General features: G+C 44.3%; 26 protein-coding genes. 18 read left to right on the top strand and 8 right to left on the bottom strand.

Annotation, left to right across the window (positions count from 1 at the left end):
- The first annotated feature begins 13 nt into the window (after positions 1–13).
- The 13 genes from AWU77_RS04160 to AWU77_RS20445 all read left to right on the top strand — a co-directional run bounded on the left by AWU77_RS04160 (position 14) and on the right by AWU77_RS20445 (position 10,176).
- A complete protein-coding gene (locus tag AWU77_RS04160; RefSeq protein WP_084618034.1) occupies positions 14–691 on the top strand; it encodes a type IV secretion system protein in 678 nt (225 codons plus the stop codon).
- Between the two features lie 11 nt (positions 692–702).
- A complete protein-coding gene (locus tag AWU77_RS04155) occupies positions 703–1,674 on the top strand; it encodes a type IV secretion system protein (RefSeq protein ID WP_062059605.1) in 972 nt (323 codons plus the stop codon).
- A gap of 189 nt (positions 1,675–1,863) precedes the next feature.
- Entirely contained in the window at positions 1,864–2,661 is a 798-nt protein-coding gene (locus tag AWU77_RS04150; protein WP_062059603.1) for a virB8 family protein, read from the top strand.
- On the top strand, positions 2,661–3,494 hold the full coding sequence (locus tag AWU77_RS04145) for a TrbG/VirB9 family P-type conjugative transfer protein (protein WP_062059601.1): 834 nt from the start codon (positions 2,661–2,663) through the stop codon (positions 3,492–3,494). The genes AWU77_RS04150 and AWU77_RS04145 overlap by 1 nt, the downstream gene beginning before the upstream one ends.
- Entirely contained in the window at positions 3,442–4,779 is a 1,338-nt protein-coding gene (locus AWU77_RS04140; protein ID WP_193747492.1) for a TrbI/VirB10 family protein, read from the top strand. The genes AWU77_RS04145 and AWU77_RS04140 overlap by 53 nt, the downstream gene beginning before the upstream one ends.
- Positions 4,779–5,819, top strand: coding sequence for a P-type DNA transfer ATPase VirB11 (virB11, locus tag AWU77_RS04135; protein WP_062059596.1), 1,041 nt, complete (start codon positions 4,779–4,781; stop codon positions 5,817–5,819). Before AWU77_RS04140 ends, virB11 begins: the two co-directional genes overlap by 1 nt.
- Positions 5,816–7,546, top strand: a complete 1,731-nt coding sequence (locus AWU77_RS04130) for a type IV secretory system conjugative DNA transfer family protein (protein WP_062059593.1) — start codon at positions 5,816–5,818, stop codon at positions 7,544–7,546. The genes virB11 and AWU77_RS04130 overlap by 4 nt, the downstream gene beginning before the upstream one ends.
- Positions 7,547–7,601: 55 nt before the next feature.
- On the top strand, positions 7,602–7,931 hold the full coding sequence (locus AWU77_RS04125; RefSeq protein WP_152625258.1) for a hypothetical protein: 330 nt from the start codon (positions 7,602–7,604) through the stop codon (positions 7,929–7,931).
- A 49-nt stretch (positions 7,932–7,980) separates the two neighbouring features.
- Positions 7,981–8,316, top strand: coding sequence for a hypothetical protein (locus AWU77_RS04120; RefSeq protein ID WP_062059588.1), 336 nt, complete (start codon positions 7,981–7,983; stop codon positions 8,314–8,316).
- A 237-nt stretch (positions 8,317–8,553) separates the two neighbouring features.
- Positions 8,554–9,138 (top strand): recombinase family protein, encoded by a 585-nt coding sequence (locus AWU77_RS04115; protein WP_062059586.1) that lies wholly within the window; start codon positions 8,554–8,556, stop codon positions 9,136–9,138.
- A gap of 34 nt (positions 9,139–9,172) precedes the next feature.
- Complete coding sequence (locus AWU77_RS04110) at positions 9,173–9,571, top strand: hypothetical protein (protein WP_152625257.1); 399 nt, start codon at positions 9,173–9,175, stop codon at positions 9,569–9,571.
- A 76-nt stretch (positions 9,572–9,647) separates the two neighbouring features.
- Positions 9,648–10,028, top strand: a complete 381-nt coding sequence (locus AWU77_RS04105; protein ID WP_062059582.1) for a hypothetical protein — start codon at positions 9,648–9,650, stop codon at positions 10,026–10,028.
- Positions 10,021–10,176, top strand: a complete 156-nt coding sequence (locus tag AWU77_RS20445; protein ID WP_193747491.1) for a hypothetical protein — start codon at positions 10,021–10,023, stop codon at positions 10,174–10,176. The genes AWU77_RS04105 and AWU77_RS20445 overlap by 8 nt, the downstream gene beginning before the upstream one ends.
- 747 nt (positions 10,177–10,923) lie before the next feature.
- On the opposite strand, the gene AWU77_RS04095 is transcribed toward AWU77_RS20445, so the two are convergent.
- The 8 genes from AWU77_RS04095 to AWU77_RS04060 form a co-directional block, all read right to left on the bottom strand.
- On the bottom strand, positions 10,924–11,196 hold the full coding sequence (locus AWU77_RS04095) for a hypothetical protein (protein WP_062059578.1): 273 nt from the start codon (positions 11,194–11,196) through the stop codon (positions 10,924–10,926).
- Positions 11,197–11,327: 131 nt separating this feature from the next.
- Positions 11,328–11,531, bottom strand: a complete 204-nt coding sequence (locus tag AWU77_RS04090; protein ID WP_062059576.1) for a hypothetical protein — start codon at positions 11,529–11,531, stop codon at positions 11,328–11,330.
- Positions 11,521–12,498 (bottom strand): DUF3365 domain-containing protein, encoded by a 978-nt coding sequence (locus AWU77_RS04085; protein WP_062059573.1) that lies wholly within the window; start codon positions 12,496–12,498, stop codon positions 11,521–11,523. Before AWU77_RS04085 ends, AWU77_RS04090 begins: the two co-directional genes overlap by 11 nt.
- A complete protein-coding gene (locus AWU77_RS04080; RefSeq protein WP_152625256.1) occupies positions 12,498–13,100 on the bottom strand; it encodes a hypothetical protein in 603 nt (200 codons plus the stop codon). The genes AWU77_RS04085 and AWU77_RS04080 overlap by 1 nt, the downstream gene beginning before the upstream one ends.
- Positions 13,101–13,317: 217 nt before the next feature.
- Positions 13,318–13,632 carry a hypothetical protein gene (locus AWU77_RS04075; RefSeq protein ID WP_152625255.1) on the bottom strand — a complete coding sequence of 105 codons (315 nt, stop codon included), beginning with the start codon at positions 13,630–13,632 and terminating at the stop codon, positions 13,318–13,320.
- A 55-nt stretch (positions 13,633–13,687) separates the two neighbouring features.
- Positions 13,688–14,020 carry a hypothetical protein gene (locus tag AWU77_RS04070; RefSeq protein WP_062059567.1) on the bottom strand — a complete coding sequence of 111 codons (333 nt, stop codon included), beginning with the start codon at positions 14,018–14,020 and terminating at the stop codon, positions 13,688–13,690.
- Between the two features lie 45 nt (positions 14,021–14,065).
- Complete coding sequence (locus AWU77_RS04065; protein WP_062059564.1) at positions 14,066–18,133, bottom strand: LPD7 domain-containing protein; 4,068 nt, start codon at positions 18,131–18,133, stop codon at positions 14,066–14,068.
- Position 18,134: 1 nt separating this feature from the next.
- On the bottom strand, positions 18,135–18,506 hold the full coding sequence (locus tag AWU77_RS04060) for a hypothetical protein (protein WP_062059562.1): 372 nt from the start codon (positions 18,504–18,506) through the stop codon (positions 18,135–18,137).
- A 299-nt stretch (positions 18,507–18,805) separates the two neighbouring features.
- On the opposite strand from AWU77_RS04060, the gene AWU77_RS04055 reads away from it, so the two are divergent.
- From AWU77_RS04055 to AWU77_RS04035, 5 genes are all read left to right on the top strand, one after another.
- Complete coding sequence (locus AWU77_RS04055; protein WP_062059561.1) at positions 18,806–19,204, top strand: hypothetical protein; 399 nt, start codon at positions 18,806–18,808, stop codon at positions 19,202–19,204.
- Between the two features lie 10 nt (positions 19,205–19,214).
- On the top strand, positions 19,215–19,916 hold the full coding sequence (stbB, locus tag AWU77_RS04050; protein WP_152625254.1) for a StbB family protein: 702 nt from the start codon (positions 19,215–19,217) through the stop codon (positions 19,914–19,916).
- Between the two features lie 10 nt (positions 19,917–19,926).
- On the top strand, positions 19,927–20,511 hold the full coding sequence (locus tag AWU77_RS04045) for a hypothetical protein (RefSeq protein WP_152625253.1): 585 nt from the start codon (positions 19,927–19,929) through the stop codon (positions 20,509–20,511).
- 7 nt (positions 20,512–20,518) lie between these two features.
- Complete coding sequence (locus AWU77_RS04040; RefSeq protein ID WP_062059557.1) at positions 20,519–21,016, top strand: TrbM/KikA/MpfK family conjugal transfer protein; 498 nt, start codon at positions 20,519–20,521, stop codon at positions 21,014–21,016.
- A 144-nt stretch (positions 21,017–21,160) separates the two neighbouring features.
- On the top strand, positions 21,161–21,799 hold the full coding sequence (locus AWU77_RS04035) for a DNA-binding protein (RefSeq protein ID WP_062059555.1): 639 nt from the start codon (positions 21,161–21,163) through the stop codon (positions 21,797–21,799).
- Positions 21,800–21,934 lie beyond the last annotated feature (135 nt).

The following is a 21,934-nucleotide window of genomic DNA, read 5'->3' as shown; positions in this document are numbered from 1 at the left end:
AGGAGTTTTTCTTATGAAAAGGTTTACGTTAAAACGACACTGGGTAGGGCTGGTATTTTTAGCATCCCTATTCTGTTCTGTTTCCGCTCGGGCACAAATCCCCGTTACCGTCACAACGGATTTGCCGTCGTTCATTAATCAGATCGAAAATATGGCGCAATGGGCCGAACAGCTTAAAAATATGGAGAAGGAATTTAGCCAAGCTGAAAATCAGTTCAAAGAAACCAAGTCATTGGTGACAGGCAACTCTGGCCTAGGAAAGCTATTAAACAGTTCAGGACTTTATGATTATTTGCCCACTGCAACAACAACCGATAGTTGGTCAGAAATCTATAGCAGTATGGATAAGTCGAAGCTCGCCAGTATGCGAAAAACATATGGAATGACTTCGACAAACACTGTGCAGCAAGCAGCATTTGATACCGACTTAACCAACTTTAATACGTTGCAAAAGACTTATTCAGCAACCAATAAACGGTTGGAAAATATCAAGAGCCTAACGGGTCTTGCAGATTCTGCCAAAACACCACAAGAGAAGGCTGATATTCAGGCTCGTATCGCGCTTGAACAAGCCGCAATTCAAAACGATAAAAATCGAATGGACACTTCGGCGCAGCTGATGGCGCAGAACAACAAACTCATGGTGCGCAAGCAAAACGATAGTTTTGGCGCATTTCTGGCTGGCGAGTAGGAGTAACGATTATGGCCTTCACGCTAGGTTCTGATATTTTTACGTCTATCGATGAGGGCCTGAGTTTAACCTACGCAAGTGGGTTAAACAATTTTGCAGCCCTGATTGCACCTCTCATCGGTGCTTTTATAGCGCTGTATTTTGTTCTTAAAGCGCTCCATTTTTTATATTCAGGCGGCACGAATCAGCTGCCTTCAGATGTGATAAAACAAATCACAAACCTATCCTTATTTACGTATTTCGCATTCAACATTCCCTACTATATGGATGTTGTCGTGAACCCTGTTAACTCTATTGGTAACGAAATCGCAAATGCGTTTTCTTCCAGCGGTAAAACCGCGCCGCACGTCATTGATCAAATGGCCAATCAAATTCTCGATACGATTCAACTCATTTGGGATAACACACCTAATTTATCGTTGACCAACCTAGACATTCAACCGCTGTTACGCGCGATCTCCACGATAGTGATTATTTCGATTTTCGGGACAATCTTTATGGTCGTGTCGGCACTATACCTTCTGATCGCAAAAGTTCTGGTTGCTCTCGTACTGATGCTTGGGCCTCTTTATATTTCTGCTGCTTTTTTTCCACTGACGCGTGAATATTTTATGAAGTGGCTCGGTCAACTTTTGAATTACATTCTGCTCTCCGCGATGTTTGGATTCACCTTCACTCTGTTAACCAATTTACTCCAGAAGTTTATCCTCGGCGCCGGTTTCGCTAGCACGATTCCAATGGGCGACATGACAAACCTGAAACTTTTATTCACTTTCTTGTTATTCACCGGTGTTGTTGCTGCGTTGCCTGCGTTGACCTCACAGCTAACTGGCGGGGTAGGCATTAGTGGCATGGGCGCGGTCAGTGGGTTGGGCGGGTCTTTAACCAGGAGCCTCACAAAGCTGGTAGGGGGCGGAGCGAAAGCCGCTGTCGGCGGCGGCGGCAATACGATTGCTGGCGGCGGTAATAAACGATTAGGTTAATTTAAATTTCGCGGACGCGAAAAAAAAACAGGAAAAAATGTGTATGAAAAAAATAAGCTTTGGTTTGATTTTTATCGTAGCAGCTCTCTCTGGGTGTACATCGATGCCACCTATGCCACCAGAGCCGAAAGGGCCACTTGTTAAGGTCAACATGGATCAACCGCACGTTAAATTCGGAGGTAAGAAATAATGCAATCTAATGCAGAAAATAGCGGAACACTGGAGCCAATATTTGCGAAAGGGCGCGAGAGCTTAACCCCAAAGGGCAGCAGCGATGCAGCTGATAAGTTATTGGTAAAGAAAGAAGTTGATCGGATGATGCAGGAGGCGGCCAACTTTAAAAAGTCTAAGGCTTCATTGCTAAAAAAAGCGATGTTCGTTGCGTTCGGGATAGCGGGCGTGTCGGTTGCTCTCAACATGATTCTTGGTATTGCGCTTATTGTGCTGACGCCACTAAAAACAGTCGAGCCATTTATGTTAATGGTTGATAAGGAAAGTGGGCACGTGAGTATTATGCAACCGCTTAGCAACCCTCTCCCGACATACGGGAAAGTGTTAGACGATTTTCATCTTCGGACATATGTAATGGCTCGGGAATCGCATGATTGGGGGCTTGCACAACTCTACTTCGACACAGTGAAATCATTTAGTTATGAGGGTGAGTCAACCTTTAATGAATACACTACATTTTTGTATTCAGATAAGTCACCTCTTGCGATTTTGGGTGATAAAGCTCGCGTGGTTGTAGGAATTAACTCTGATCCTGTTTTGGACGAACAAACAAGTACGGCCGTTGTGCGCTTTAGTAAGACGGTTATGGGTCAAGATGGGAAACCAATGATTAATATTCCTATAACCTACTACATTGCGACAATAAAGTATGAGTACCCAAACCCTAAGTTAAAACCGGCAGAACGCCGTTTAAATCCGCTTGGTATGAAGATAGCGTCATATCAAGTTGTTCAAGAAAAAGGGGGGCTTCAGTGATGGGATTTCAAACTGATCGCAACATTTTGTTTTCTGGTTCGGTGGCTTTTGGATGTTTCATAATTTTCGTTTGCGTGGCGTTTTCATCGCCTTATGCGATTGGTGCTGTTGTTCCAAATGGTTCCGCCTTTGACCCCCGGATTCAAAGCGTTATGTACAACCCGGATGATGTAACGGTTATCCGTACACGTACCGGAAATTCAACTCTCATACAATTGGAAAAAGGGGAAGTTGTTGATGGCGTGAGAGAAGGGGGATTGTCTTTTGGTGATACAGGCGCCTGGACAGTAGGCGTTCGTGAACACAATATTTTTATCAAACCAAAAGCCCCTTTTCCCAATACCAATATCAATATAGTTACGAACAAGCGCACGTACTCAATTTCGTTGGTTGATGTTCCCAATATCACCGATGCTGCTTGGCAGGTTCGTTTTAAATACCCAGCTCCACCTGAGCCACCTAAAAAAATTGTTCATCCAGATCTTGGCCCATGCTCCGATGGCCCGAAAAATCTGAACTGGTTTAAATATGGTCATCAGGTTTTGTCACCCACTGAAGTATGGGATGACGGCCGCTTTACCTGTTTTCGGTTTCCAACCTCAAAAGCACTTCCAGTTGTTTATCGCTATACGCCCGGCTCGGAATTGAAAGAGGCTTTGGTTAATTTTCATATTAAAGATGATGTTGTAGTCGTTCATGAAGTTGCGAGCGAATTTCGCCTGCGCTTAGGTGAAAGAGTACTGGGGGTAAAAACTGATTCACTCCGCGATGCACCATTCAATGAGCGAAAAACTACTACTGGCGAAACGAGGGTTAGACTCGATGATAAATAATCCGTATGCACCAATTGACGATGAAGAAGCAGCACCTATCGCACCTTTGGTGGTTCCCGATCCAATCTCTAGCGACCGTGGCGAACCGACCACCAAGGCACCGAAAAAGAAAAAAACAGGAGTAGTCATTGCGATTGTCGGTGTGATTATTTTTACGCTGTTTGCTGTAGGAATGTTTGGCTATTTTTTCTATAACGCTGTAACCAAGGCGTCAAGTGAATCAATTGAGGTAGCTTCTGATCCTGCGCTTGAAACCGTTGCGACGGTTGCTGTAGATATCGGCAGACTTCAGGACAAGCTGAAGTCTGAAGAGCAGCAGCGCCAAGAAGCACAGGCCGAGGAAGAGAGGGCAGCAGCGGAAAATGCCAGCACCACCACAAATGATGCTACCGCCACTACACCGAATGGCGCGCCTGATAGAGGTCAATTTGCCAGTCAAGACAATTCAAACTCTGGTAATGGATCGGGTGAAAAAGTATTAACACCTAAAGAACAAGCTGAATTGCGCAGGTTTGATGGTGAAGTGCTTTGGACAGGTGATGGTGATAGCGGCGGCGCTGAAGGCCAGCAACGCGATGCGCCAATGACACCGGAAGAGCGTTATCGCGCTATGACGCAAGCGAATAATCTTGGTGGTGATGCAAGCGGAAATTCGGCGGACAGCATTGGTGGCCTTCTCGAAACAGAAACGTTTCCAAACGGAACTGTTTTCGCCAGACCTGATTTGAAATTTCTGCTTATAAACGGAACATCAATTCCGTGTACTTTGCGCCCAAGGATCGTTACCGATCATCCAGCAGGCATTAGCTGCATGGTGAATCGTGACGTTTACAGCGCTAACGGAAGCATTTTGCTTATTGCTAAAGGCTCTGTTGCGCGCGGCGAAAGAAAGGTCGCGATAAGACCAGGACAAACAACGGTGTTTGCTGCGTGGAGTGATATAGAAACCACAGACGGCCTCAAGATTAATATTGATTCAATGGCGGCTGACGGGTTGGGTGCTGCGGGTATTAATGCGGTAATTGATAACCATTATGGTGAGCGCTTCGGCGGTGCCATTTTGTTGAGCTTTTTGGATGATGTATTTGAAGCAGTTGCACAGAAAAACTCCAACAGCGAAGGCATGAACTTTGATAACAGCACCCAGAATGCTCAGGATATGTCAGCCATCGCACTGGAAAATAGCATCAACATTCCGCCAACTGGTTATGTGCAACATGCCACTGAATTGAACATTATTGTTGCTCGTGACATTGATTTCAGAAGTATTTACGGAGTCAATTAATGAATGCGCCCTTGAAAGAAGTTATACCTTCATATGATTCCTCGAAACCTATCCGTGCGTTAATGGAACGCACGGGTATTAGTGGCTTGCTGCAATTGGATGGCGTTACAGAGGTTGCCATTAACCGCCCTGGTGAAGTGTGGTTTGAGCAGCTTGGTGAGTGGAAAGTAAAACCGGTTGCGCAATTAAACTTCGAGATTTGTAAGCAACTTGCAAACAGCCTTGCAGTTCAAGTCTCTAATGATATGGCCCAGCTTGAAAAAAATCCTATTTGTCCCGTTCTGCTTCCCGATGGGGAGCGCGGGCAAATAGTAATGCCGCCAGCAACAGAAAAGGGATGCGTATCAATCACCATTCGTAAACCTTCAACATCCAGGTTTACCCTTGATGACTACCACAATACCGGCAGGTTAAGCGGGTACAAAGTGGTAGAAAAACAAACGGATATCGAGGACTTCAAAAAAGAAATGGTGATGTGCGTCAAAAATGACGACATGCGGCGGTTTTTTCAGTTAGCCGTAAAACACAAGCTCAATTTATTATTTGGCGGCGCAACTGGTTCTGGAAAAACAACTTTCTCTAAAGCAGTCGTCGATCTTTACCCCTCAAATCGCCGTTACATTACGATTGAAGACACCCACGAATTACAAATGCCGAATCATCCCAATAGAGTGCATTTGTTTTTTGGTACGCACATGACAGCTAAAAAGCTTGTTGAAAGCTGTATGCGTATGAAAGGCGATCACATTTTTATGTCTGAACTCAAAGGTGATGAGACGTGGGCATATTTTTCCATTTTGAATACTGGTCATAACGGCAGTTTAACCACTGCGCATTTTAACAATTGCGCAAGTGCCTATTCTCGGCTGACAGAAATTGTTAAGCAGTCAGACATTGGCCTAACCCTTGATGAACGATTCATTTATAGAACAGTGCAAACCTCTATCGATGCGGTGTGTTTTTGGGAGGGTTCGTATCTAAAAGAAGTTCGATTTGAACCAGAGGAAAAACTGCGCATTTTAAACGGCGAATCATCATGAAAATTATCATTCTAATTTTGGTAATTGTTTTTATGCTCGCGGTTCTGGTTGTTGGTGGTCAGTTTGCGGGCGGATTCTTTCTCTTACAAAAAATTGGTCTTGATCCTCACACGGTTAAGATCGATACGCTGTACGTGTATTACACGGCATATGGGAAGGAAACTAGCGATATGGCGAAGGCGATTAAGATGGGGCTTGCCATTGCCTTTGCTCCTGTGGTTCTGACAGTTTTTGTTTTTTTGGCTGCTATCTTGATGCGCAAAGCTTTAATCGACCGCCTCTATGGAGAGGCACGCTTTGCAACCAAGTTTGAAATTCAAAAGGCAGGAATGTTTTTCGACGAAAAGAAAGATTCGAAGTGGCCGCCGGTACTACTGGGGAAAATGGGCAAGCAGTTTATCGCCGATTATTCGCAAGAATATACAACGCTGTCTGCTGCACCCGGTGCCGGTAAAGGTGTTAGTTTCGTGGTGCCTAATCTTCTGCACTATGACCATAGCGCAGTGTGTTTAGATCCTAAGCTGGAGAACTTTGCGATAACGTCAGGGTATCGCAAGGATGTTTTAGGACAAGAGGTTTATTTGTTTTCCCCGGATAACGATAGCTTTGTTTCTCATGGGTGGAACCCACTGGATTACATTAGTCGCGACCCGCGCAGACAGTTGGCGCAGATAAAAAACCTATCGAGCATTTTAATCCCGGCCGAAAAAGGGCCAAACCAATCTTTCTTTTTGGGCGCTCGTAATGCTGTCGATGGTTTGATTCTGTATTTGATGGAGACGCCAACTGAAGAACTAACAATGTACCGCGTCAACGCCATTAATTCTGATCCGATTGGTATAGAAAAATGGATTATATTGACCGTGGCAAACCGTGCTAAGTCTGATAACCCACTGAGCGAAACCTGCGTGATGTTGCTCATGAGCTATGCGAATGAACACGAAAGAAAGCGTGAAACCACCAGAGGAATTATTGGCACCTATCTGGCGGCTTTTTCCGATCCACTTTGCCGTGCCGCTACTAGAAAATCTGATTTTGATTTTAATGATCTACGCAAGAAGCGCATGACAATCTATGTGGGTATATCTCCTGGAAATATCGTTAAATTCCAGCGGCTTCTAAATCTATTTTTTTCGCAAGTGATAATGATCAATACAGTTCATTTGCCTGAAGAGGGGCCAAAGGATGCTAACGGCGATCCGATATTAAAATATCAATGCTTGATGTTACTTGATGAATTTGTAGCACTTGGGCCGATTGAAATTATTCGATCTTCCTCTGGATATACCCGTGCGTACAATATGCGATATGCAATTGTATTTCAGAATAAGGCACAGGTTTTTGCTGACGAGTGCTATGGGAAAGCTGGCGGCGAATCACTATTGCAAACATTTCATAACGAAGTTGTATTCGCTACGGAAAGTATCGAAGAGGCTGAGGAATATTCTAAGCGGTTGGGGAATATTACCTTAAAGCATCGTGAAACAAGTAGAACTCTGTCGTCGTCTGGCAGCAGCTCTACGCGCTCCGTGCAACGACACTCCCGCGCGCTTTTATTACCGCAAGAAATTCAGCGACTCCCTTACAGTGATCAGCTGCTATTTAAGAGAGGCGGCAAAATTTTGCCCATGCGGTGCTCAAAGATTGTTTGGTATACCGATCCTTATTTTATGGCTAAGGCAAACCTACCAACGCCAAAAATCCCGGACATGGTTTTTCAGCACTGATCGGTATTGGTTTTGTTTTTAATTACTTCAACTCGGTTAATAAAAGGTAATTGTTATGAATTCAAGATGCATGCCTGTTGTTTTAGTGTCCGTTCTTATCTTGGTTGGTTGCACTAGCTCACCAATGGATTACAAAGCCGGAACAAGAATTAAATCTGAGCAGCTAGCGCAGTTTTCGCCCGGTAGCACCATTCAACTAGATGTAGTTTCTGCTGTTGGCCATCCAAGCAGGAAGGTTCCCGTAGACGGAAAAGAATTGTGGTATTACGAGGCTGCAAAAATCGGTGCTGCTGGTGGGCGCCCCACCAAAGCAACCGTTTTTGAGTGGGATTCAAACGGTAAGTTAATACAGGCGTACAAAACCAATCGTAATGGCCGTCAATAATTCAAGTAAACATTGCCGGGAAGCCGGTGCATAAATGGAGATTTATTTAATGACAGATATTTTCCGCGAGATTATTAAAGTACAGGTCAGAAACAATAATGGTGATGACGTTTTTTTTACGCCGTCAACCATTCTTGAAGCGTTAAAGATTGCCAAGAGTGAGCGCAATCCCGATAACTATATGGTTTGTATTGCGATTGACAACGAACGCACCCATCGGTGGGATCGTGAATTTGCCATCAATAAAAAGAGTTGGCGCAAGCGCGAACCGGATGCCCGAGAACCGAAAGGGGTATTGCCAAGCGTGTATCGGGTGCATGAGCGCTTCATGGCCATTGGGTCACGCCCTGAGGATTTAGCGGTCGGTATTGAGCATCGAGCGTAATCAAGCAGGAGAAATCATATGTTCGGCGATAAGCTGGAAATGATGATTGCAAACCATTCTATCAAATCATTCTCATAAACGACCGTTTATGAGAATAATTTGCCGCTTAAAAAAATATCCTTGTTCTCCCCCGATTACCTTCTCATAAACGTCTCTCAAAATTCACTTCTCAAATCCAAGCGTTTTCATGAGTTTTGAGAATAGAATAGCCCCTCCTATCAAAACAGGATCGGCCAGATGCTTATTGGATATGCTCGTGTATCTACTCAAGACCAGGATCTACAGTTACAGCTGGATGCACTACAAGGCGCCGGTTGTGAACGAATATTTACCGACAAAGCGAGTGGTTCGCAAAAAGACCGTCCAGGTTTAAACGATGCACTGGCATTTGCTCGTCCCGGCGATGCGCTATGTGTCTGGAAGCTTGACAGGCTATCCCGGTCAGTTAAGCAACTGGTAGACCTATCAGCCGCCTTAGAACGGCGTGAAATCGATTTAAAGAGCATTACTGATGGCATTGATACCAAGGGTGCGGCGGGGCGCTTTTTCTTTCACATAATGGCTGCGCTGGCAGAGATGGAACGGGAACTTAACAGGGAGCGAACACTGGCCGGGTTGAAAGCAGCAAAGCAGGCGGGTAGGGTAGGTGGCCGCAAGCCTAAAATGAACAACTCCAAAACTTCAATAGCACTGACACTGCTAGCCAGCGGAACGCCAGCTAAGGACGTGGCAGATACATTGGGGGTTTCGGTAGCGACACTGTATCGGTATTGTCCTGCTGCAAGTAGGGCAGTATCAGATGCGTCATCGGTTGAGAGTTAGTAACAGCAATTAATACAAACGATATAGGTGGAATATGATGATTACACAGCAAGACAAAAAAGATTTGCTAGAAATGGGATTATTTTTGGGGCTATTTGTTGGTGCCCTTTATATGGTTTCTGTTTATTTGTCGTTTGCGCTGAACATTAGGTTTGAGTCTGCAAGGCATCTTGTAGGATCGGTCGTTACAGTCATGTTTTTGTTATACATTGTTCGCGAGTTGATCACTGTTTATTGGAAAATTCTTTTCGGCGTTTCTTCAGTCATATTGCTGGTTGGATTCTACGGACTGAGCACAGAAATATATATCGAGAATTTCACCACTCTTGGGCTTGGTGAGCTGCCAGCAGTTTTTTCTTGGTCATACTTTTTTGTGACGCTTTGCGCTGCTTGCGCTACAGCGTATCAGGTGAAAATTGATTTCTTTCGATAGGTATAAAGTTATTTATACCTGATTGCACGTACCTGCTACGATTATTGTTTGTAATTAAAAGATTCGGGGAAATCAAATGAAGCAATTGAAGGCATATACAGATGAGTTTATTAAAGCTAGTACAACCCATGATAGATATATGGGGATGATGCATAGTAGGTTGGAATGCTTTGAACCAATTCTTTCGGGGCAGGAACTTTGTACAAAACAAAGAATATCTGAGCTGGAGGATCAAGTGCTTCAGTTACATCAACTTGTTTATCTAACACAAAAATTAAATGCTCAATTGCAAGGTATGGAGAATCCTGACGAGCGTAATTTAGAATCCTGGCGAATGAATGCGGCTTTGGCGATAGAACTGCGCGATAAAGGCGTTGAAAATCTAGCGCTCATTGCTAGTTGGAACGCCGGTATACTGACTAAAATTGCCCCTAACATAGGAAAAAACCATGAGTGATAACCATAAACCTTTTTTGTCTTTTCCCCTCGTTATTGGGCAGACCTGTTCAGGTAAAACGTCTGTGCAAGTTCAAATAATTGCTGACGCGATAACTAAGAAAAACACCCGCGTGAAAATTCCAAACCAACAAAAGAAAAAGAAGTGATCGTAGAGTAATTTGGTACCAAATTACTCGCGGCCGCAGCTGGAGCTCGCCGGCGATCGCGCGTGTTTTGGTACCATTTTGGCCGGTACCGTTTTGGTACCAAAACCGCGCCCGGATCAAACCAGGTTAAGCCCTGCAGCAAGTGAAAATGGTACCAACAATAGTTTTAGGACGCCTTAGAGAATTTCAGAGTTTTAGGTGTCCAGTCTGGAACCACAACAGTCAACCGAGGCCCTTTATCCGAGCGAACGACAGGCCAACCGTCAGCGCCAACCACTGCATACGCGCCAAGGGTTTCATCATCCAGCTGTACCGCCAACCCTACTACGTAGTCATGTTCCCCAATATCCAGCCATTCGCCGCACATCCCATTTCCATTGGAAATGGATCGCGCTATGAGTTTGCATTTCCGCCCACCGTAGAACTTCCGAAAACCTGTAAGGCAAATGAAGCCTAGCCATTTGGCACTAAGGTAGGCTGCGGGTTGCCCTTGGATATCGCGCTTCTTTAAATAAACGTGGCCAGTTGGAATCTCACAAAGAACAGCTGCACATACGTTATTGGGTCTATACCTAATTGCTGGCATGATTTTACCCTCCCAAGGTTTATACTGTATAAATATACATGGTATATGTTGGCATAAAAAGCTTGGCTTTGGCAGAAAGCAGCAGCGGGGTGAGGGTGTAGACTAAAAAAGCCGGATTTTTCAATCCGGCTTTTTGGTGGATGCAGTTGAATTAACCCGTGTTAACTGTCTCTGCTAATCACTACTTGGACTGCATCAATTGACGGGCAGCTATCCATAACCAGCGAGTATAGGAAGTTTAAGTTTGGAAAAAGGCGGGTTTTATTGTGGCTTGTAACAAGTTTAGACCACTCGGTACTGCCTTTAATTAACAAGTGAAGCTCGAACGTCAGTCGCCCCTTGTCGTCCTCCTCAGAGGCTTTAATCGCCTTGGCGCCGACGATGGAACCTGTAGCGCCCAGCAGTTTCAATTCTCTGTCATACATAATTGGCATGTCTAAAAAATCCCGCCCAAAAACTAAAGTTCGCATTTTTAGCATGTAGGCGGGTGATCTGATAGGGATTTATATAACAAATCGACAATATTGAATCTGCGAATGTCCGATATTGTAATATCAATGACTAGTCACTCTTTTACCGAGCTGTCTGCCAGCTTCGGGATAGGGTGCTTTTTGCGGCCAGATTTGATCAAACGAACCAAAAAAAACAGGGCGCCAAGTACACCCACAATCCACCACTCTGGATACAACAAAGCAAAAAGGACGTTGGCTACAATCACAGATACATTGATAGCCAGTGGGATATTCATAAAGGGTTTATCATTTTGCATTGCCTTGCTCCTTTTTGTCGGCAGATTTAAGGCGATCAGTAAGCATTAAAACCTGTTTGTATGTGCCTTCCATCAGCTCCATCACGGCAGCGATTGACTGGATCAGCCCATGCAATTCATTGGATGAATTTTTATCGATTGTGTGGGTATTGATTCCGATGGGTTGCCCGCGCTGATATGAACTGATTTGCGTGGAAACCTTGGATATGTACTTGGTCAGGCGAAACACAAAAGCAAAAAATAAAAATGTTGGCACCACAATAAAAATTATGATGTTTGAATCAACAACATCACCAATCAGCTTGGATTTATCGACCTCAATACTCACAGAAACAGCACCGGCAAGATCACCAACTTTATAGCCATATCCGTTCGTTTCGCCATACTGCTGGCGAACAGAAGCGGGGGCACTTTTAACATCACCATGACACGCAAGGCAGGACGCTACATAATAAATTGGCTTTACATATTCAAATTTACTATTTGTGTATTGGTGCTTAGGGTTTTGGCTCAACGACGCTTTTATCTCTTCCAGCGCCTTGCGCTCGAAATCGTTGGGCGTGTTGTTAGGGTTCATTACATCGAGTGCAGTCAATCGAAACCTGGCCGGAAACCCGTTCGCGTAAATTTGGTCTGAAAATTCACGCTGAACCATAGCCGGATTTTTCGAATAAAAAAATTGACCATCTGGAGAGGCTATCTTGTCAATCCAGTTGCCACCGTAGTCAGCGCCTGACTTAACCCAGAAACGACCGTGTTGGCTTACGTGATCACCCAAAGCTTCGGCATTGTTAACTGTCGTTTCAGCCTGAGTAATAAGCTGAAAATTAAAAAGGTTATTCATAAATTTGTATGCGCCAGCGAACCAAAAAAGCATCAACAAAATAAATACTGTCGTCAGCTGGGTTATCAGTGAGCGGTTGGTGAAAATCTTCGCCAGCTGCATCGATGTGCTTTTAAATGTCATCACAAACCCCCAAACAATTTTTGTTCGTATTTCGCCATCTTTCCCCAAGTCTCTTCGATGTAAGAAATGTTGATTCGCAAATTGAGCAGCGAACCGAAAAGATAGGTGTTGTGGCCATCTGTTAACGTGGCAAAACGATCTACTAGAGTCGTGTCGTCAGGCGTTGCAAGGTCGATATTGTTCGGGTTGAGGATAAGAGCATTAATTAAATCGCGAGCGGCTCGATATTTCGCGTTGTGCTCCAGGAACAGAGTTTTTAACTCTGCCGCCTCCTTGTGCCAGCCCTGCTCAACGAAACCGTTAACGAGCAACATGCTCACATTCGAGTTATGTTTAACCAAGTGAGTACGTAGTTCGGCTAGCAGGCGTTGTACTTCTGGAAGATCAGCGGCGGCGCATGCTTTAGATAAAAAATTGTCATAGGACAAAATTACTTCGCGCCCGATTGCAAGTGGGTTTGCGGGTTTTAGAGGGAGGTGCAGCAGTTGCGATAATGTCCGTCGCGGGTTTGCTAACCGGCTTACAAATGCGTTTAAAACGTCCATACGGTCTCCATGAATGTGTGTTTTTGGATATTCAATATTTAAATATTGAATATCCAAGATACTATTCCTTGTGTATTCGATAATCAACTTTTGATTGTTCGATTTTCTATTTTCGTCTAAAGACCTTTACCCTTTGTGTTTCTGCATCTAAGGAGTGGGAATTTTTGGCAAAAAAAAACCGGATTAAGTAATCCGGCTTTTTCTAATGTTTTTAAGATAACTACGCTTATTTTCTCGTCCGCGAAAATGTATTAGTTAGCTCTAATTTGTTACCTCATTGCTCCGTTGACTGCGCCGCAGCATGCTCCACCGCCAGATCGGATTGTGCGAGCGCCGGAATCTGCGCTAATTTGTCACAAGCACCAAGATTGACCGATAGGTTATTAATTCTGTCCAGTTCGGTTTTAGCTGCCGTATTAGTTGGATCAGCGGCCAATGCCGTTTCCAGTCCAGCCACATATCCGCTAATACGCTTTTTACAAGTCCACTGTTTGTCCATTCCGGGAATTTCATACGCTCCGGGAATTTGCGCGGTTGCGTTGATACATATACCAAGTAAAGCCAATGACAAAGAGAACCTTAAATTCATTTTACTAACCTCTTACAGTAGGATGGCTGGTAGGTTTGGAAGCTGTGTGTTGATATTAATTGGCCTTAGCAAAGGTTTTTGGCTCGCGATATAAATAACTTTTTAATTCGCCTTCGCTACCAAGTTCTAAAATCCGCTTTTGCCCGTCCTCCGTTACCAAATACTGATCTGATTCCGCCTTCAGTTTCATTTCTACATCCATCGCACTCCACTGGGGATCATCGAATTTAGCTTGTACACGATAACCTCCGTCCACTTTAGAGATAGTCATAGTCTGCGCCGACTTGCCGTTATTTTTCCAAACACCAACAAAAGACGCGCCCTTATCATCACTGTTACAACCTACCAATGATGCACATACTGCCAAAGCCATTAAAAGTTTTTTCATTTTCACTTTCCTCATGTGTCTAGGTTTAAATAATTATCGCATTAGTTACATTTGTATATCTTTGTCTTGCTGTGAGTTGCGCTGGGCTGCAACCGTGTCTTGCTCCGCATGAGCCGCACCAATAGTGACGTAAAGGTCATCAGGTGCATTTAGGGCAACGTGCACTTTGTAATCGGAGTCGGCCAGCATCATTTTATCGATGGCAATTGCCATCGTATTTTTCTCTGTTTGCGACTTAACTTGCGTAAACGCTTTCAAATCTGTTTCAGCAACTTCGCTACCAGGAATAGACTTGGATTGCAATTTTTCATGACGCATGTTCATTTCGATTACTGCGGCTTGATCGATAACTCTCTGGATTGGATTAGGTTGCTCGACAGCAAAGCTAGTATCGGCTTTACGCTGTTCTTTTTCTTCAACGCGGCGATCATTCTCTTTATTGAGAGCTTCTACTGTTTTTAATAGGTCTTTTTCATTTGCCTGCAATGTCTCCTGATAAATTTTATTGCGCATGTTTTCAACAATTAGAATGGCCGCAAACTCCTTCTCGCTTGGGTCTTGGATGCGCTTGAATTGCTCAGCATCGACTTTAGCCCATTCTTTTATTGCTTCGGGTTTAATCACCTCCTGCTGGGTGATGATTTCCACTCTACTTTGCAAATCCTTCACGCCTGCCATTTTTGAGCTTTCAGGCGATTCCATATCGGCAGCTTTAGCTAAGTCATATTTTGAGGATTCAAAGTAAATTGAATTAGAAAGTTGTCCATCATTGACAATTTTACTGCGTTCAATAGCAACCAATTCACTAGCTCTTTCCGGGCTAACAGCTATTAATTTTTGATAAGCTGAGACTTCCAGCTTTTTAGCTGTTTCGTTTTCTGATGCACGTTCTTGTGCAGAATCAGAATACAAAGCGCCCAACCCAATACCTCGGGATACAGCTAATTCCTTTGCACCTTCAGCCGCTAATTTTTCCGCAAGTTGTGCGGTAGCCGCTTCAGCTTGTGCGTTACCGTAATGGATGTTACGAGCTTCAATATCGGCAGCAGTTGGGACGGCGCTTGTTTCCAACGCCTTTTTTGAGCTTTCAAGCGATTCTGTAAATGCTTTTACTTCTTTATCTTTCGTCGGCTCTTCAACTGGTGAGGTATCGACTAAAGATTTAACGGTGGCATTGAGGTTTTGGTTTTCTGGTTTTTGATCCGGGACGATTGACAACTCCGGCTTAGATTGAATAATCCTGGCAGCATCTATAGTTAACATAAGTTCTGACGGGCCATTTTCTTTGATTGCAGTGCTGTACGCTGCACCCAAATCTTTGGATTGCATTAATCCATACATTGCTAAAGCAACTTTCTGTTGCTCTGGCTTGCCCTCCAAATGCTTGTAAGCCGCAACATCTTGTTGTGCAATCTCTACAATTTTTGCGCTGTCCATAAAGCCAGAATTTACCTCATCGTGTCGCTCTAGCACATCCATCACCAGTTGGCTCCGCGTTGCGGCGTCGGTTTGGTCTACAGGAGCACGATTAATTTCTGTAAGCTCTTTTACCCTTGAGTCAAGCAAGGCCTTATCAATTGCCTTATCGAGCGGGAGCGATTTATCTAGCTCCATTTCGGCAACAGAAATGGAGTTACTTTGTAATGGCTTCATTCCTAACTCTTCACGCTTCGCCGCAAGCGCTGTATTCAATTTTTCGTCGGTAAAGGTAATATCCATATCCCTTTCGGCTGCGACCTCTATAACCTGCTGTTGAAACTCCTTTGTGCCTTTAATTTCTAATGGCGAGCCAAACCGCTCGATGGCGTAAGTTAAACTCACAGCCACTTCATCTGGCTCTGTAACGCGGTTTAATTCGAGTCTGTCCGGGTGGTTAACAAAAACCTGCTTGCCGTGCTCTCGATGAGTAAAAGCCACAGCACCACTAGCTAACGGCTGAGGGCGTAAATCACCTATTTTTAGTTTTATCTCTTTTTTGTCTCGCTCTTGTTCGTTCAGTTGTGCCACCAAGCGAGCGCGTTTAGCCGCCTCGGCACCACTAGGCATATTTTCAGGCGTAAAGGGTTTACCGGAACCAATGGAGTTAGGACTTCCCAATTGTTCGGCCTTCGGTTGGTATGCTTTTTTCCAATTTTCCAAAATCTTCATGTTGAAATCCTCTTCGGTTTTTACAAAGTTATAAAACAATGATGAATACGGGTATTTAACTTGATCTTTATACCTATTTTTCGTGTTAATTTCATCGCGCAACACCTCAATTTTTTGTAATTTTTCCAGTATCGCAACCGATCTAAAGTAATGCCTTTGCGACCTTGTAAGTGAATCATCACTAGTGATTGCTTTACGTTGTGCAAAATACTCGTTATTTATGGTTTTTAGCGATGTTTTTGACGTTGTTTTGATTTCGTTTTTAAGTTGGTCATAGGTTTTTATGTGGCTTGGAAAAACGTCATTTCTGAACTTTCTCCAATCATCAATATGCGCCACTTTTGACTTTGGTTTGCTGCCCAAACCTAACACCTGTTTTTCGTATAGGTTATCCAAGGTTTCTGCCGCTTCTTCCCACTTCAGCCCAATGTGTTTGGTCAAAAAATCAGACACGTTGTAGTTATATTTTCCGGCGCTGATTCTAGGGCTGCCATCTTTTGCCTTTGATATTTTATGGTTGGCGGGGTCTATTCCATATTTGACTTGCGCGTATGCCAGCAGGCTTTGTGGATCTAATTTTTTTCTGATTTCCGCATATTTTTTTAATGATGAAGCGCTATTCGACTTGGCGTTTTCCGCTTCTAATCGCGCACCGATAACGCTAGAGGCTGGATCGTCTGTTAGTGCGGTGCTTATTCTTGCGCTGCCGCCTCCAGCATATAAATCACGTCGCAATCCAGGACTTCGTTCTTCATATAGGTGCTGTAGGTCATCGTTTTCATGACCCTGCAAAAACAATCTATCTCTTGCATTTGGCGCCTCTCCGAAGTAATCCACACTGCTTGCTCGCAGCTCATACAAATTACGCGCTCCTTCGGCCTCGACGCCTCTGGCATATTCAAAAGGACTTGGCTTGTAATTTCCCTCTGGCAAGCTGGGTAGTCCTTTTTTTCCATTATCGAATGTTGGTTGTCTGTTTTTTTGCTCATATTGGTTCTCCTTCAGGGTGAGATATTCGCGGCGTTCTGGAAGACTTAAACTTTTGTAATGAGCCTTAACTTTGGCTGAGGCATTACTTATAAATTTGATTTCGCGACTTTGGATCTGCTGCCAGGTTTCAATTCTGTTTGATACCTGTGCGTCTGTGATTGGATCTAAAACTAAGGTTCTGTTTTCGATGTAAGCTTTGTTAAAAATATTGCCTTTTAGATTTGTGAATTTCGTATCACCGGGCATTTTTACTGCTGCATATGGGTTGCTTGTGGCAGCGTTCCGAATTTTCACCTCGCCGTACTCACTCAACATGGTGTTAAAGGCATCCCATGTTCGAATATCCCGCTCTTGAAGTTGTTTAAATATTTCCTGCTTAACTTCACCATTCTTTGATTTAAATTCTTTTTCCTTGTATTTAGCCAGCGCGGATTCATAGTGGTTATTTCCAACGCGGGGATTATCGCGAGGCGAGGACAAACCGTTATCACGGTTTAGTTTCTCCTGGATCGCATCGAGGTACTTAACGCTTTGCTCATGCATACCAACCGGGTTTAACATCCCGCCGGTTAATAAATTGCGCTTCGGGATCACTACATGAACATGCGGGTATCTAGCCTCCATTGTGTCGCTCGCGTGGTTGTATGCCTCCTTGATCTTCGGCCAGTGGATTTCCGCATAGATGTTAAATTCATCGTCCTTATAAGCTGTCATCAGCTGGTTTTTGTATTGCTGGAAAACACCAGCAATCGATTCGGGGGTTACATCAGGCTCATTGAACGACAAAGTAATATGCAGATAACGATCTTGTCCTTTGTCTTCAATTGAGTCGTATACCGCTTGCGTCACGGCTAAATCACCCTCAATCGGGATTCGCGTGTCCATTTCATCGCGGGCAAAATGGCGATCCATTTTTCGACCACCTTCTAAATACTCCTTGATACCGGCATTTCCACCACCGTAACGAATGATCAAATCAATCCTCCTTACCAAGCTTTGAATTCAGTAGCAGGCGAATACTATTCAAGTTATTCAACCCGGCGAGGTATTGGGCGGAGGTTATCTTTCCAGACTTTTCGGCACCATTAAGCAGCTTTGCAAGCTGGTTAAGGTTGTTAGAAGCCTTGTTCACCAAGTGCAAGTATTTCTTGTAATCCTCACCCGCTGACTGGTTGCCATTAGCAACAAACTTAACCTTCTTATCCACAAACAGAGCACGAAAAAATTTCGACCTGTTTCCGCCGCAAGTTTGGTTCACAGGCTCTCTAAACGGCTCATAAACCGACACCGGCAACCTGAACGAAATTACTACCGATTTCTCCCTCAATTTTTCCTGATTACCGCTCATATTTTTGGAGACTCGTAGAGGCTGATTTTGGGTTTCAAAGGGTACCCCTTTGGCACGGGATTATAGACGGCGCGTAGCGACGTGTATACATCCATAGCGTGCCTGTGTCGTAACCGACACATACCCGGCTTTTGTGTGTTCTTCGCGAGTTGTCAGGGTGTTGTCATGGGTCTGTCAGGTTTAAACACTTTTGCGACCAAATACCGGCGTTTTGTCTTGTATTTGTCAGGTGTTTGTCATGTAATCACCGTCACTGCTGGACACGAAAAATTTTCGTGTTACCTTTATGAGGTGTTGAGATGGTTTTAATCAAAATTACCGAACGGGCGAAGGCGATACCGGGCTTCAAAAAACTGCCTATTACTTCGCAAGTTTCGCTGTTAAAAAGCGAAATCCTCGAAGCCAGAATGCACCGTGTTCCCCATGAGGCGATTTGCGAGGCCTTACGGGATGGCGGCTCAACTGTATCGGTTCGCTATTTTCGGCAAGTGTTATTTGAGCTTGGTTTGACCGGAAAAAACACAGATAGGCCAAGTGACGCGGTTCTTCCAGTGGCAAAAACAGAGTTATCCAGGTTGCGCACTTCTGAGAGTGACGATCAGGAACAAACCCTTACCGCCACTGAAAAGCGGCAACAAAAAGCGGAGTTCTATACAAGTTCAAATAATCCGCTACTCCACCAACTAAAGAAAACATAGGAATACTTGTATGTATGTAATGGTCACAAACTTTTCAGGAAATGTCGGTAAATCCACTTTAACCCGGTACATGCTTTCGCCCCGGATGGAAAACGCCAAAGCCATCCCGATAGAAACAATCAACGCTCACGATGGCGACTCTGACGACAATCTAAAAGGGAAACAATACGGGCAGCTAATCGAAGGGCTGGCTCTTTTCGATAATGCGATTGTTGATGTTGGGTCGTCTAACGTCGCCGACACAATTTCACTCATGCAGCAGTACAAAGGCTCGCACGAAATATTCGATTATTTTGTGGTTCCGGTTATCCATCGCGACAAACAAATAAAAGACACCATTTCCACAATCGAAGCACTTGCTGCAATTGGTGTTCCTCCAGAAAAAATTCGCTTGGTTTTTAACATGGTTGAAAACAGCGAAGTGCAATTAGAGCGCGATTTCTGGTCGTTGTTCGCCTACCACAAAGCAGAAAAAACATTCACCTTAAACAAAAAGGCTGTGGTGTATCAACATGACTTTTTTAGTCGCGCAACCGGAAAAGATATAACTGTTGAAAGCGTGTTAGACGATACAACGGACTTCAACGCACTTATAAAGGCCGCGAGTACACCAGAAGAAAAAGTCAAATACTCACAGCAACGTGCACTTAAATGGCTGGCCGCAGAATTACAAGAAACACTTGATGCAGCTTTCAAAGCGACTTTTAAATGAGGGCGGCAACATGGAGAACGAAAGCGCTACTGAAGCATTAAAAAACGCGATTATCGCTGAAATTGCGTCGGATGTACTTCACATAAAAGATGATGTTGCCGAGCTTGGCCCAATCATCAACCAGTTAAAAGAATCATTGCCGCAATTATTCGACCTTCTTAAATCGGGAATGATTGAGACACTGGACACTGTTAATAAAGGAATACTTGATGCAGGCGGCGAGCGTATTGATTTTGTGAAAGGACAGCTGCACTCCTATATCGAGCAAGCCTTTGCAAAGGCTTTAGAGTCGAACACCAAGGAGATTGACGGCTTACAGGCAAAATTCACAAAACAAAACGCTCTCGCTATCGAAGGCCTTAAAAGCCAGTACGAAGAGGTATCAAGTGGAATGACGGCTGTTTTATCCAGCTCCAGGAGAGCGTCAATTCCAACATGGGCAACGGTGGCAATTACATTGGTGATTGTCGCATCTGTTGTGTGCAGCGGCGCTGTGTGCTGGCAGCTGGCTTCGTACAAAGAAGCTGTGTATATGCAGGCATTTTTAAAGCACGTTGAAGATCAAAAAGTTAACCCCCCTCACAAACCAAAATAGGTGATTTATGAAAAACAAACTTTTAGGTGTACTTGTGTTGACTGCATTTTTTGCGGCCAATACACAAGCTGACTTTACAGGACAAAAAAAGGCCGCTTGTGAAGCGATCATGTGTTTATCTACAGGATCTCCGCCACATGAATGTGATGATGCTTTGAAAAAATATTATAAGATTGTGATTAAAAGTACTTTTGGAATCAATCCGAAGAAAACGCTTGAAGCCAGAAAAAACTTCCTTAAACTTTGCCCAACAGATAATGCTGTTGACAATGAACAGTTGGCCAAGGATTCATCAACGGATATACCAACTGAGTTAGCGATTATAACCTCATCAAGAGTAGGGGCAACCGCCTACTGTAAATCAGTAAAAAAGATTGCTATAGATGCAAAAAGCCTTCAAAAATGCATAGTAACAATGACGGCGGAGTACGCTAGAAATAATTGCAAAAAATTAGATCCGCTAGAAGCCGCGAAATGCAGAGATGAAATTAACAGCAACCTGTAATTTTGCGACAACAAAATTAGTTGGTCTTTGGAGGCATTTATGCCTCCTTTTTTTTGCCTGAATATTAGCAAGACCTTGCTTTAGTTAATACCATAACGTATCATAACATAACTAAGATAACATAACGTAACAGAGGTGATATTTATGGGACGCGAAGCAACGATTACACAAGAGCAAGTAAACGCGGCAGCTGACGCCCTAGTCGCGGCAGGGCAAAAACCTACCAACCGCGCCGTTTTAGATACTCTTGGTTCTGGCAGCATGGCAACAGTGGTTAAATTTTTGCAAAACTGGAGAGCTGGCCAATCCCGTGCAAGCGCGGCCATTGATGATGCAATAGATGCTGAGGTTTCCCGCTCTATCAGTAATATGCTTGCGCGCCGGATTCTGGACGCTACGGCAGAAGCAAATTCAAAGCTCGCAGAGCTTCAAAGTGATCTTGCAAGTGTTATCGGAGAGAACGAGCGTCAGGCGGCTCAAATCGAGGCGCAAGAGGCTGAATTGAATGCACTACGCGCCCAAGCACAAAGCCAATCTGGCCAAATAGAGCAGCTAGAAGTGGAGGCTGTTCGCGCACGCGAACAGATCGCCTCTGAAGCGAAAGCCCGCGAGGCAGCACAGGTTGCACTTGGTAAAGCCGAATTACGGATTGAGTCGCTACCGTCACTGCTGGAAGAATTAAGGGATGCTAGAGCAGACGCCAAGCGCACAGGGGAAGAAGCTGCCGAATTGCGCGGCAAGTTAGCGGGCATGGAGCAAGCGGCGAAATCAAAAACCAAGTAGGAATGCGGCAGAGCCGCAACATACTCGCCCCGCACTCAATCGCTTCGCGCTTTCGTTGCTCGGGCTGCGACAGGGGCTACCGCCCCAGACCTTTGTTATGTGGGGCTGCGCCCCACGCCTGCATAGTTAATCAGT

Source organism: Cellvibrio sp. OA-2007 (assembly GCF_000953825.1).
GTDB lineage: Bacteria > Pseudomonadota > Gammaproteobacteria > Pseudomonadales > Cellvibrionaceae > Cellvibrio.
Note: the sequence above shows the minus strand (reverse complement) of the source record. Positions and strands in the feature narration are given on the sequence as shown.

Coding starts and splice junctions, on each gene's coding strand:
- AWU77_RS04160 (WP_084618034.1), top strand. CDS start 14: ATGAAAAGGTTTACGTTAAAACGACACTGGGTAGGGCTGGTATTTTTA.
- AWU77_RS04155 (WP_062059605.1), top strand. CDS start 703: ATGGCCTTCACGCTAGGTTCTGATATTTTTACGTCTATCGATGAGGGC.
- AWU77_RS04150 (WP_062059603.1), top strand. CDS start 1,864: ATGCAATCTAATGCAGAAAATAGCGGAACACTGGAGCCAATATTTGCG.
- AWU77_RS04145 (WP_062059601.1), top strand. CDS start 2,661: ATGGGATTTCAAACTGATCGCAACATTTTGTTTTCTGGTTCGGTGGCT.
- AWU77_RS04140 (WP_193747492.1), top strand. CDS start 3,442: ATGAGCGAAAAACTACTACTGGCGAAACGAGGGTTAGACTCGATGATA.
- virB11 (WP_062059596.1), top strand. CDS start 4,779: ATGAATGCGCCCTTGAAAGAAGTTATACCTTCATATGATTCCTCGAAA.
- AWU77_RS04130 (WP_062059593.1), top strand. CDS start 5,816: ATGAAAATTATCATTCTAATTTTGGTAATTGTTTTTATGCTCGCGGTT.
- AWU77_RS04125 (WP_152625258.1), top strand. CDS start 7,602: ATGAATTCAAGATGCATGCCTGTTGTTTTAGTGTCCGTTCTTATCTTG.
- AWU77_RS04120 (WP_062059588.1), top strand. CDS start 7,981: ATGACAGATATTTTCCGCGAGATTATTAAAGTACAGGTCAGAAACAAT.
- AWU77_RS04115 (WP_062059586.1), top strand. CDS start 8,554: ATGCTTATTGGATATGCTCGTGTATCTACTCAAGACCAGGATCTACAG.
- AWU77_RS04110 (WP_152625257.1), top strand. CDS start 9,173: ATGATGATTACACAGCAAGACAAAAAAGATTTGCTAGAAATGGGATTA.
- AWU77_RS04105 (WP_062059582.1), top strand. CDS start 9,648: ATGAAGCAATTGAAGGCATATACAGATGAGTTTATTAAAGCTAGTACA.
- AWU77_RS20445 (WP_193747491.1), top strand. CDS start 10,021: ATGAGTGATAACCATAAACCTTTTTTGTCTTTTCCCCTCGTTATTGGG.
- AWU77_RS04095 (WP_062059578.1), bottom strand. CDS start 11,196: ATGCCAATTATGTATGACAGAGAATTGAAACTGCTGGGCGCTACAGGT.
- AWU77_RS04090 (WP_062059576.1), bottom strand. CDS start 11,531: ATGCAAAATGATAAACCCTTTATGAATATCCCACTGGCTATCAATGTA.
- AWU77_RS04085 (WP_062059573.1), bottom strand. CDS start 12,498: ATGACATTTAAAAGCACATCGATGCAGCTGGCGAAGATTTTCACCAAC.
- AWU77_RS04075 (WP_152625255.1), bottom strand. CDS start 13,632: ATGAATTTAAGGTTCTCTTTGTCATTGGCTTTACTTGGTATATGTATC.
- AWU77_RS04070 (WP_062059567.1), bottom strand. CDS start 14,020: ATGAAAAAACTTTTAATGGCTTTGGCAGTATGTGCATCATTGGTAGGT.
- AWU77_RS04060 (WP_062059562.1), bottom strand. CDS start 18,506: ATGAGCGGTAATCAGGAAAAATTGAGGGAGAAATCGGTAGTAATTTCG.
- AWU77_RS04055 (WP_062059561.1), top strand. CDS start 18,806: ATGGTTTTAATCAAAATTACCGAACGGGCGAAGGCGATACCGGGCTTC.
- stbB (WP_152625254.1), top strand. CDS start 19,215: ATGTATGTAATGGTCACAAACTTTTCAGGAAATGTCGGTAAATCCACT.
- AWU77_RS04045 (WP_152625253.1), top strand. CDS start 19,927: ATGGAGAACGAAAGCGCTACTGAAGCATTAAAAAACGCGATTATCGCT.
- AWU77_RS04040 (WP_062059557.1), top strand. CDS start 20,519: ATGAAAAACAAACTTTTAGGTGTACTTGTGTTGACTGCATTTTTTGCG.
- AWU77_RS04035 (WP_062059555.1), top strand. CDS start 21,161: ATGGGACGCGAAGCAACGATTACACAAGAGCAAGTAAACGCGGCAGCT.